General features: G+C 41.8%; 7 protein-coding genes. 4 read left to right on the top strand and 3 right to left on the bottom strand.

Annotation, left to right across the window (positions count from 1 at the left end):
- Positions 1-20: 20 nt before the first annotated feature.
- Positions 21-809, bottom strand: coding sequence for a M48 family metallopeptidase (locus tag BM375_RS15650; protein WP_093367436.1), 789 nt, complete (start codon positions 807-809; stop codon positions 21-23).
- A 415-nt stretch (positions 810-1,224) separates the two neighbouring features.
- Here BM375_RS15650 and aspS point away from each other — a divergent pair, with 415 nt between their 5' ends.
- A complete protein-coding gene (gene aspS / locus BM375_RS15645; protein WP_093367435.1) occupies positions 1,225-2,979 on the top strand; it encodes an aspartate--tRNA ligase in 1,755 nt (584 codons plus the stop codon).
- Positions 2,980-3,391: 412 nt separating this feature from the next.
- Positions 3,392-4,672, top strand: coding sequence for an LUD domain-containing protein (locus BM375_RS15640; RefSeq protein WP_093367433.1), 1,281 nt, complete (start codon positions 3,392-3,394; stop codon positions 4,670-4,672).
- 77 nt (positions 4,673-4,749) lie between these two features.
- Here BM375_RS15640 and priA read toward each other — a convergent pair whose 3' ends face one another.
- Positions 4,750-7,230 (bottom strand): replication restart helicase PriA, encoded by a 2,481-nt coding sequence (priA, locus tag BM375_RS15635; RefSeq protein ID WP_093367432.1) that lies wholly within the window; start codon positions 7,228-7,230, stop codon positions 4,750-4,752.
- Between the two features lie 9 nt (positions 7,231-7,239).
- Positions 7,240-7,629 (bottom strand): DUF423 domain-containing protein, encoded by a 390-nt coding sequence (locus BM375_RS15630; RefSeq protein ID WP_093367430.1) that lies wholly within the window; start codon positions 7,627-7,629, stop codon positions 7,240-7,242.
- Positions 7,630-7,844: 215 nt separating this feature from the next.
- Here BM375_RS15630 and BM375_RS15625 point away from each other — a divergent pair, with 215 nt between their 5' ends.
- Together BM375_RS15625 and BM375_RS15620 are read left to right on the top strand one after the other, a co-directional pair.
- On the top strand, positions 7,845-10,448 hold the full coding sequence (locus BM375_RS15625) for an NHL repeat-containing protein (RefSeq protein WP_093367429.1): 2,604 nt from the start codon (positions 7,845-7,847) through the stop codon (positions 10,446-10,448).
- 212 nt (positions 10,449-10,660) lie between these two features.
- On the top strand, positions 10,661-11,671 hold the full coding sequence (locus BM375_RS15620; protein WP_093367427.1) for a DHH family phosphoesterase: 1,011 nt from the start codon (positions 10,661-10,663) through the stop codon (positions 11,669-11,671).

The raw sequence follows: 11,671 nt of genomic DNA, 5'->3' as shown, positions 1-11,671 counted from the left end.
AAATTCCAAGCCTTTACTTTTTATTCTGTAGGTTTTTCAAACCCATCCTTTTCAGCTTTCTTAGCCATTTCCTCTACCCGTTTTTGCGTATCTGGATGTGAGGAGAACAGTTTCTTTGCCAATCCTCCATCCGAAGCCCCTCCGGAAAGTTCTACTAGGCGCTCAAAAGCCATAGACATATACCAAGGATTAACATTATTATCTTTTAGAAATTTATATCCATACTCATCTGCAGTGCTTTCCTGTTTACGGGAGAAACTCATATTAGCAACCTGTTCTCCAAGTTCACCCAACTGAGAACTAGACAAAGCAGCAGCAGTACCGCCTTGCGACGAAACACCATCCTTCAAAGCCGAAGTCATCAATGCCGTTTTAAAAGCATCACGAGAATCCGTATTCTTCACATGACCTATCTCATGACCAATTACGCCAAGCACTTCATTATCACTCATAGCATCCATCAGCCCGGCACAGACCCGTACACTACCATCCGCACAAGCAAAAGCATTTACATCCCGAACCAAGTACACCTTGAAGTTCAAGTCCAATCCATCGTAATTTTGCAGATCCTTGGTCAGGTTCTTTAGGCGTACAGCAAATTCATGGTCATCGGGAGCTACGGGGTTGTTTGCGTCCATCCATTCAATGTATTCCTTTGTATAGCCAATAACATCCTCATTGGAAAGGGTTACCGCCTTTACAGCCTTTGTCGCCGCCCCGACAGATTTTGTATTAATTTTAATCTGTCCATAAGATACCGACGCCATCAACAAGGCCGCCGCACCTAATACCACATGTTTAGTTCCCATAAATAAAATTATATAGTTTGAAATCGTTTTAATTCTTGTTCAACCATAATTGTAACAAATACAATACCAAACATCAAATTTTTCAATTCCTATCTTAAGACAAACACATCTTATTTTTTTATTTAAAATAAAGAGATTGTCCGAAAAGGGTATTAACATTTGAAAAACGCGTCATACTTCCTCCATCGCCAGAGTCGAGGCACAGCGCAATGACGATGATGTTTGACTTTTCGGATACCCTCCTATTTCCCCTCAACACAAATCCCTTTAAAAATAATTTTTGATGCGTTTATCCTGACTCTATTACTAAAGCCTTCGTTATTCTCCATAAAATCCAATATTTTTGTACAAAATCCGACATATTGTTATCATCGTTTGGTTTTTAATTTTTACTTTTTAATTTTCACTTGAGTACATGTACAGAAGTCATCACTGCGGCCAATTAAGAATCGCCGATGTAAATAAGGAAGTGACCTTGGCCGGCTGGGTTCAAAAGACCCGCGATAAAGGTTTTATGGTATGGGTAGATCTGCGTGATCGTTACGGTATTACCCAATTGATTTTTGACGAATCACGTACAGACGCCGCAATCATGCAATTAGCGAAATCTTTAGGACGCGAATTCGTCATCCAAATCAAAGGAACCGTCATCGAACGTGAATCCAAAAACAAAAACATCCCTACAGGAGAGGTGGAAGTGTTGGTTACAGAACTGACTATATTAAACCAAGCAATCCTTCCCCCTTTCACAATCGAAGATGAAACAGACGGCGGCGAAGACCTTCGTATGAAATACCGCTACCTCGACATCCGCCGTAATCCGGTTAAGAACAGCCTATTGTTCCGCCACAAGGTAGCACAGGAAGTTCGGAATTACTTGTCCAATTTAGATTTTTGCGAGGTAGAGACACCTTACCTTATCAAGTCAACACCAGAAGGCGCCCGAGATTTTGTCGTCCCTTCCCGCATGAATCCAGGACAGTTTTATGCTTTACCACAATCCCCTCAAACATTCAAACAGCTGTTGATGGTAGGCGGATTGGACAGATATTTCCAGATTGTGAAATGTTTCCGTGATGAAGATTTGCGTGCGGACCGTCAGCCGGAGTTTACACAGATCGACTGTGAGATGTCCTTTATTGAGCAAGAAGATATTTTAAATGTTTTCGAAGGACTGACCCGTCACCTATTGAAAACCATCCATCAAATCGATATTGCGCAATTCCCCCGCATGACTTTTGACGAAGCGATGCGTACATACGGAAACGACAAGCCCGACATCCGTTTCGGCATGAAATTCGGCGAATTGAACGCCGTAGCACAACATAAGGAATTTGCTGTATTCAATAGTGCGGAATTGGTTGTCGGTATAGCCGTGCCAGAAGCCGCTTCTTACACCCGCAAGCAGATTGATGAACTTATTGACTGGGTAAAACGCCCACAAGTAGGCGCATCGGGCATGGTGTACGTCAAATGTGAAGCCGATGGCAGCTACAAATCTTCCGTGGATAAATTCTATGATCAAGCTGACTTAGCAAAATGGGCTGAAGCTACAGGCGCTAAAGCAGGTGATTTGATTCTGATATTATCAGGTCCTGCAAACAAGACCAGAGCACAACTAAGCGCATTACGTATGGAACTGGGCAACCGCTTAGGTCTGCGCAAACCAAACGAGTTTGCACCGTTATGGGTTGTAGACTTCCCTTTATTGGAGTGGGACGAAGACACAGAACGCTATCACGCGATGCACCACCCTTTCACCTCACCAAAGAAAGAAGATATGCACCTCTTAGATACCGATCCGGGCAAAGTACGTGCAAACGCCTATGACTTGGTGTTGAATGGCAATGAAATCGGCGGTGGTTCTATTCGTATCCACGACAAAGAGACACAAGCCTTAATGTTCAAACATTTAGGTTTTACGCCAGAACAAGCACAGGAACAGTTCGGTTTCTTGATGAATGCCTTTCAATACGGTGCACCTCCACACGGTGGTTTAGCATTCGGCCTAGACCGCTTAGTAGCGATCTTAGGTGGTCAGGAAACTATCCGTGACTTTATCGCCTTCCCGAAAAACAATTCTGGTCGTGATGTCATGATTGATGCTCCGGCAGCAGTTGACCAAGCGCAATTGGAAGAATTAAGCTTGGCGCTAAATATCAAAGGATAATAATTATTTTATTTCTGAAGGGGGCAGCCACAAGGCTGCCCCTTGTTTATTTATCAATAGCATAAAAAACGCTGTCAACCCTATAACGACACAAGCCCAACATAAGAAACACCCAAGAATGACACAAGAAACACCCAAGTCAAAGCCTGTCTAAGACCTGCTTAAACACTGTCTAAGCACAAGAACCGAACAACAAAAAACCATCAAACATCCAACAAACAGGCAGGAGAAAATGGAGAATTTATTCCGACAATTGTCATTCCCTACCATCTAACACTCTGTCTGGCTTCGGAAGACAAAAAATATACAAGCGAAATCTCCATATATTTTAAACATAAAAACAAGATGCACTTACCCTTACACTTCCTCTACACCTCTTGTGTATTTTTTGAAAAAAGAGTAGCTTTACCTCATGGCTCAAAACGTTGCGGAAAAGTTTTTAAAAGATAGTGCGGCTAAGTCTTTCCACCAAAGACATCGGGAGATTATCAACACCAACATTGATAAGTACAATACAGCTTTTGAGCGTGGAAAAAGCAAGTTTTTCAACTTAGAAAACTCCAGGAAGAAAGCCAATATCATCAAGTGGAAAGTCATGGAAAATCTTGATCGCTACTTATTGGATTTTGAAAGCAATTTCCAAAAGAGGGGTGGTAAAGTTATCTGGGCGAACGATGCAGAAGAAGCACGGCAAGAGATTGTCAAGATTATGGAGCGCCATCAGGCTCAATGCGTTGCAAAATCCAAATCCATGGTAGCAGAAGAAATAGCATTGCACCATTTTTTGAAAACACAAAACGTCGATATATTCGATTATACTTCATTGGATACATCGGCAGAATCCCTGACAGATGAGCAAGAAATAGAAGCACAAAAGCTGTTGCGCGAGCAATACACAATGGCTGATATTGGTATCACAGCAGCAAATTTTATAATCGCCGATACCGGAAGTATAGCTATTACGGACAACGAAGGCAACGCACGACTTAGCGCAACTTTTCCTAAAATACACATCGCTTTGGTCGGTATAGAAAAAGTTATTCCGAGCATTAACGACCTCGACCTGTTTTGGCCATTATTAGCTTCACATGGAACAGGGCAGAATCTAACAGTTTACAATACAGTTTTAAGTGGTCCGCGTCAACCTCATGAAACCGATGGACCAGAGGAGATGTATGTCATCCTATTGGATAACGGCCGTAGCAACCTTCTGATAAAAAACGATCAGCGTCAAGCGCTGTATTGCATTTGTGGCGAAGTCTGTTTGAGCACATGCCCAACTTATCAGAACATTCCCGATCAAGCGTACGATACGAGCTATCATACACTTATCAATTCGCTTGTCCCTGCCCGACTAAACAGCATATCGGAATTCAAGCATCCAGCATATGTATCACCGCTGTCCGGAGATGGTTTAGATGCCTGTGCCATTGGTATCGACTACCGCCGTCTGGCATTACTCAACCGCCGTGACTCAGTACAGCACAGTTTAATCTCAAAAACGGATAAACGTACATGGAAATTATTTACATATATCATGCTACGCCGACGATTGATTGACTTTTTTGGAGGAAAAACCAAAAATTTTTTTCTCCGTAACTTCTTCAAAAAAACATGGCAAAAATACGGCGAACTTCCAAAACTGGCTGATAAATCTTTTTCAAAACAATGGAAAGAACAGAATAAAGAATGAGATGTGAGATGTGAGATGTGAGATGTGAGATGTGAGATGTAAGAAAGTTAGTTAACTATATAATTACTTACCACTATCTAATACGGATCCACATCAATAGAAAGACGGACACCTTTATAAGTCTTGTCGACTTCAAAAAGTGTAATAGCTTGACGAATCAGTTCCTTAACCTTCACAATACTGACGTTGTTCCGCTCTATTTTCAAGGTTATGGTCTGAATGAACTGATTCCGTATTCGAGATACCAATGGAGGCTCCGGTCCTAAAACCCGTTCACCTAAAGTAGAACGTAAGAGAGCAGCCAAACGTGAAGCCGCATCCAATGAGATTTGCATGTCCGTATGCCGCACATCTATTCGAATAATACGATAAAAGGGTGGGTACTGATAATTTTTACGTTCCTTAACTTCCGTCATGAACATTCCCTCATAATCGTGGTTTACCACCTGTTCCAATACCCGATGATTAGGGTTATGGGTTTGTATGATAACCTTTCCTGCTTGATTTCTCCGCCCTGCGCGTCCCGCTACTTGTGCAAATAAAGAGAACGCACGTTCGTAAGCCCTAAAATCAGGGAAATTAATCATAGCATCCGCATTAATGATACCGATAAGACTCACACGTCCAAAATCCAACCCTTTGGCTACCATCTGTGTACCAATCAAAATATCGAATTCATGCTCATCAAAAGCCGTAATAACTTTATCAAAGCCGTACTTGCCTTTAGTAGAGTCCAAATCCAAACGCCCTATTCGTGCTTCAGGCAACAAAATCTCCAGCTCCTCCTCTATACGTTCCGTTCCGAAACCCTTGTTTTCGATATGAGGCATCCCACAAGCTGGACATACCTGAATTGGAGCCTCACTATGCCCACAATAATGACAATGCAGATGATGCGTAGATTTATGATAGGTCAAGCTAACATCACAGTTGACACATTTGGCAACCCATCCACAGGTATTACACTGCATAAAGGGTGTATGCCCTCTTCTGTTTTGGAAAAGAATAACCTGCTCCTTACGTTCAATGGCCTCGGTAATACCCTGCAACAATGCCCCCGAGAAATACGAAAACATCTGTTCTTTGCGACCTTCCTCCGCAACATTGATAATCTGTATCTCCGGCAATTGAGATTCACCATAGCGCTCTCTTAAAGCTACTAAACCATATTTATCAGCCTTGGCATTATAGTAACTTTCTATAGAAGGTGTGGCCGAACCCAACAATACCTTGCCTTGATGTAAATGCGCTAAGTAGATAGCGGTATCCCGAGCTTGATAACGAGGTGCAGGATCATATTGTTTATAAGAGCTTTCATGTTCTTCATCAACAATGATTAACCCCAATTGCTGAAAAGGTAGAAAGACAGAAGAACGAGCACCAATGACAACCTTATACTCCCCTTTCAACACTTTATGCCATACCTCCGCCCTTTCATTATCGTTAAACTTAGAATGATATACACCTAATTTATCTCCAAAATGCAGCTTAAGACGATCGGTAATCTGTGCCGTCAACGCAATTTCAGGTAAAAGATATAACACACTTTTACCTTGCTGTATGTGTTCTTCTATGAGTCGAATATATAATTGGGTCTTACCAGAGGCTGTCACACCATGCAACAACACAACATCCTTTTTTTCAAAATATCCACGTATATCCGCTAAAGCACGTTCTTGATTCGTATTCAGATTGAAGTCCACAGTCACTTCCACATCCTCCCCGCCTAATCGGGAAACGATTTTCTCTCGAACAACAAAAATTTCTTTCTCTATCAGACTGGTCAACACACCTGCACTCACCCCTGCCGCTTCCATCACATCTTGCCGACTAACCTCCCCTTTCGTCTTTTCCAATTGCAAGAAAGCCAATACCGCATCCTGCTGTTTAGGCGCACGGTTTAGCGAATCTAACAGTAACCGTTTTCCTTCTGCATCTGAAAATCCCTCAGCCAATAATAAATAAGATTTGCGTTTAGGTTTATAGCGGTCTTTAATTTCTTCGGAGATGAGAATAAAGCCTTGTTCAAACAGAGATTTCAACAAAGGGAAAACGGTCTTTTGCTCCAAAAGTTTGACAATATCATTAATGGTCAATTCACCAGCCATATCCAAAGCTTCCATAACCAAGAATCCTTTGTCGGACAATAGGCTGCGGTCCAATTCATCATTGTCAGAAGCCATAATCTTGGTCTCAGAAGCCATTTTCATGGCCGCTGGCAAAGCCGCCTGCATCACTTCTCCCAAATAGCACATATAGTAATCCGACATCCATTCCCATAAGGCCAACTGCCTTTGGTCAACAATAGCATGCTCGTCGATAATGCTTAGGACGTATTTTGCTTGATATTCTTTAGGCGCTTCGTGGCTGATTTTATGGATGATAGCCGCATAAATCTTATTCCGGCCAAATTGCACAATAGCACGCTTTCCGACCGCAACTTCAGCATTCCATTCAGCAGGAATACGGTATGTATAGGTTTTGGCAATATACAACGGCAAGATAACCTCAACAAATAAGGTTTCGCGCTCCTGCTGAAATAAGGAAATATCCGACATGCACCAAAGTTACGAACGATTTCTAACCGCCGCAACAAAGAGTCCTATCCAACCAATCATAAAAAACAAACCGCCAACAGGTGTAACCGGCCCTAACCATGTCCAACCTTCCAAGCCAATCAGCGAACGTACACTCAATAAGTATAACGAACCTGAAAACAACAGGATGCCCAACACAAATGCGATAAAGGACAATCGGATAGAAGCATTCTTCGCTCTCGAAAATGTAGAAAGGAACAAAAGAGCAAAAGTGTGGTAAAAATGATATTGATTAGCTGTTTTCCATGTACCAATATGGTATTCGCTGATTTTCCCTTCCAATCCATGCGCACCAAACGCACCTAATATGACAGCCAAGAGTCCGGAAAGAGACGCTACCAATATAATTTGTTTATTCATAAAAGAGACTAAATTCCTTAAAAGTACAATTTACGCCTTAAATGTAAAAAATATATAACAAATAGTATGTTTATTTACAGAAAAACATCCCATACATGGCATTATTTTTCCTTCTACTGACATATCTCCCTCTCCCATAGCCATACAGATTTCTCCATACAGAATACTCACAATTATTTTTTACTTTTGAATAGAATAGGGACACAAACTGTGCGATGAGGAACACGATTATTATTACGATACTATTATTTGTTGCTGTTATTGGCGCTTCTATATACTACTTTTCAGATCTAAACAAAGAAAAGACCGAGCCTGTAAAACCGCTTACATTTTTACCGAAAGAGACTTTTCTGATTACGGCTTTCCGCAATGACGCGACCACGGACAATATCTTCAAGGATTTTGAGATTTTCGAGGCTATCATGGGAAAAGAGCAGTTTGAGCAGATGCAATCTTTTAAAAACAAACTGTTGCGCCATAGCGCCATCCAACCTCATGTAGCAGAAGCTGAGATGTATGTTTCCTTTCATCCCGAAGACGGAAAACAACAAGCGTTATTCACTATTCCTACGGTGCAGCGTATAAAAAAAGAACAACTCCAATCCTTATTGGAATCTTTGGATAAGTCTTTCCCTGTCACCTTGCAGGACACCCTACAGCAGCAGATTTTCCGTTTTGATTATGGTTCGAAGGACTCTTCGCTATATGTAGCCTACCACAGGGATATATTCTTTGCTGCTTATTCCAAAAACCTGCTGTTGAAAACCATCGATGACAAAGCTCCTAAAATCGATAAAAAATCAATCCAGTACTTTGCCGAAAACAATAGCCGCAATTCACCTTTGAGTGTATATTTTGTACATAATCAAGTGCCTGAAATCGCAAAATTGCTCATGCGTAAAAAATATGGTAAGGTTATTAGCCTGTTTGACAGTTTAGGTGGGCAATCAGCTTGGAACCTCAATTTCAAAAACGATGCACTTATCCTCAGTGGTGAAAGTCAAACCGAGCACCGGGACAATTACATCGAGTTATTTGGTCATCAGACCAAAACAACACAAAGCTTACACCCTTATTTTCCGGCAAACACAGCATCTTACCTTTCTTTTTCCCTAAGCGATAAAGCACAATTTCATAAAAACTTATGGTCTTTGCTGGAAAAGCGAGAGGAACTTAAACAGATACAAGCACAGTTAACTGAAATCAAAAATAGCAAGAACCTTAGCTACGATACAGATTTCCTTCCACTTTTCAGTAACGAGTTTGCCGTTGTCGAACAGACCAACCAAACAGAACTGGCTTTTATCACACTGAAAGACTCCGCAACATTTCTGAATCAAGCTGAAAAATTTGCCACACGTATTGCCGACTCTATTTATCGTTTCGACCATTCCAATCTGCTCTACGCTTTGTATGGCGATCCGCTTAAATCATTTACTCGTCCTTATTTCACGCAGGTAAACAATATCCTCATCGTGGCTAACAGCCAAAATCTCATCCAACAGTACCAACGTGACTGGAATAGAACGAATCTTTTAGTGGGCTCACTGGGCTTCAAAAATGCCGAACGCATACAGGGAAACGAAGCGAATGTTACCTATTTTGTCCGTACGCAAGCCGCAGCTAACATTATAGCCAATACACTGAAAACCGATTTCAGCCAGACTTTCCGCGATAAGGAAAATTTCGGGTATCAGGACTTTTACGGTTGGTCTATGCAGATCTCCGGCAACGACGGTAATTTTCTCAGCAGCATATACGGTATTTACAAAAGCAAGCATGCCCTTGGCACAACGCCGGAATGGACCTATGAGTTTACCAATCGCCCGATTACGCAACCTTGGGTGTTTGAGCATTCGGATACCAGCCAATTTATTCTCATACAGGAGCAGGACCATACCATACATGGCATACACCCTTCCGGTCATCGGATGTGGTCCACGGTATTCTCTGGTCGGGTCGTAGGACAAATTCAACAGCTCAAAGACCGTTCTATTATACTCGTAACGGACAGAAACCGCTTATACCGATTCGACACGAACGGTAAGCCTTTAAGTGGGTTCTCCGTAGGTCTGCCGGCTGAACCCAGCTTCTCACCGACAATAGCTACTATTGATAACGAAGAACTTATTTTCATACCTGCAGGACAACGCCTATTAGCCTACACCATGGATGGAGAGTCTGCCGAAAATTGGGTAAACAAGAATTTGGATGGCAAAATATTATTCGACATTAAAGTCCTTGACAATAAAGTTTTCGTAGGTACAGAGAATGGACATTTCTATCAATTCAGTAGCCGTGGCGAACTGTTAAAAGAAGAAAACATAGCTGGAAGATTTAAAAACCCTATCCATGTCGCCGCCAATGAGGTCATCCATACCGTAGATACGGCCAACAATCTATTAAGCATCCCATTTGGAGGCCAACCCAGTAAAAGACAACTCATCGATGGCAGTAATAAAGCACTTACTTCATTTGGTCAGATTAATTCGCATCAGCAGCCGCAGTTAATTATCCTGGACGAAAAGAGACTCGCTGTCTTTGGCTTGACGGACAGCACAGAGATGTTTGCCTTTACTTTTACACAGGATGTCGACGACAGACCTCAGTTCTTCAGAGATAGCCAAGGCACATCCTTGATGGGAGTAGCCTCCCGAACAAATAATCTGATTTACATCTTCGATGAACGAGGCGGTGTATACGATGGCTTTCCAATCGAAGCCATGCCATTATTCTATTATGGGAAAATCGACTACAACAGCGCTGATTATTTACTCTGTGTAAGGCGTGATAAAAAGCTGTATGCATTCAAGAAATAACTGTCTTTGAATGAAGTTATCTACAAAGGTTAGATAACTGCAAAAACACGTCATTGCGAGGAGCATAGCGACGAAGCAATCTGCATTTTTCTGGTCATCAGATTGCTTTGTCGTCATTCTTCCTCCTCGCAATGACGATGACAGAGAGCTTTTTAGCTCCCCTATTCTTAAACTCAAATTTTTATTAGTAGGTTTGCATTCTTAAAATTGTTATGCTCACAGGAAAAGAAAATTTAGCGTTACTTAAGACTCCGCGACATATCGTTATCACGACACACCACAAACCCGACGGCGATGCTTTAGGCTCATCATTAGGTCTTTACCACTGGCTAAAAAGCAACGGTCATCAGGTTGATGTAATATTATCTTCAGACTTTCCACAATTCCTGGATTGGATGCCGGGACGTGAAGATGTACTCATTTACCCTCAGGCTACAGAACAGTCAAATGCACTTTTTGAAAAAGCCGAGATTATCTTTTGTTTGGATTATAGCGCCTTAAGCCGTACCAATATATTAGAACCCGTTATACGTGAGGCGAAAGGTCAAAAATGGATGATTGATCATCATCTGGACCCGGAAGATTTCGCGGATTTATCCTATTGGGATTCTCAAGCGGCAGCTACAGCACAACTAATCTATACGTTTATAGCCGATGTTAACAACGAGCCGGAAGCCATCACTCCCGAAATAGCAACTTGTCTTTATGCAGGAATCATGACCGACACTGGTTCTTTTCGTTTCAAGTCAACAACTGCTGCAGTACACCAGATTATTGCCCACCTGATTGAAGCCGGTGCAAAAAATTGGGAAATCCACCAGCATGTATACAATAGTTCCACGGAAAACCGTTTAAAGTTCTTAGGATACTGTCTGTTGAACTGTCTGGAAGTCATTCCCGAGTACAACACCGCACTCTTTGCCATCACAAAAGATGATTTGGCACAATTTCAGGTCAGCACAGGCGATACAGAGGGATTAGTGAATTACGCGCTCTCTATAAAAGGCATTCGTTTAGCTGCTTTATTTATTGATAGAACTGAATTAATTAAACTATCTTTGCGGTCGATTGGGGAAATCCCATGCAATGAGATTTGCAAAAAATACTTTAACGGAGGCGGTCACTTGAATGCTTCTGGCGGAAGTTCTGATGAAGAAATCAGCCAGGTCGTAAACAGATTCAAGTCTGTGCTTCCCGAATACGAAGAAATATTAACAAAATAA

The sequence above is a fragment of the Sphingobacterium wenxiniae genome, assembly GCF_900116225.1.
GTDB classification, from domain to species: domain Bacteria; phylum Bacteroidota; class Bacteroidia; order Sphingobacteriales; family Sphingobacteriaceae; genus Sphingobacterium; species Sphingobacterium wenxiniae.
The sequence above is the reverse complement of the archived record's forward strand: the minus strand, read 5'-3'. Positions and strand labels throughout refer to the sequence as shown.

What these genes read in the sequence shown, in the direction of transcription:
- BM375_RS15640 (WP_093367433.1), top strand. Translation starts at nt 3,392, where the DNA reads ATGGCTCAAAACGTTGCGGAAAAGTTTTTAAAAGATAGTGCGGCTAAG.
- priA (WP_093367432.1), bottom strand. Translation starts at nt 7,230, where the DNA reads ATGTCGGATATTTCCTTATTTCAGCAGGAGCGCGAAACCTTATTTGTT.
- aspS (WP_093367435.1), top strand. Translation starts at nt 1,225, where the DNA reads ATGTACAGAAGTCATCACTGCGGCCAATTAAGAATCGCCGATGTAAAT.
- BM375_RS15650 (WP_093367436.1), bottom strand. Translation starts at nt 809, where the DNA reads ATGGGAACTAAACATGTGGTATTAGGTGCGGCGGCCTTGTTGATGGCG.
- BM375_RS15620 (WP_093367427.1), top strand. Translation starts at nt 10,661, where the DNA reads ATGCTCACAGGAAAAGAAAATTTAGCGTTACTTAAGACTCCGCGACAT.
- BM375_RS15625 (WP_093367429.1), top strand. Translation starts at nt 7,845, where the DNA reads ATGAGGAACACGATTATTATTACGATACTATTATTTGTTGCTGTTATT.
- BM375_RS15630 (WP_093367430.1), bottom strand. Translation starts at nt 7,629, where the DNA reads ATGAATAAACAAATTATATTGGTAGCGTCTCTTTCCGGACTCTTGGCT.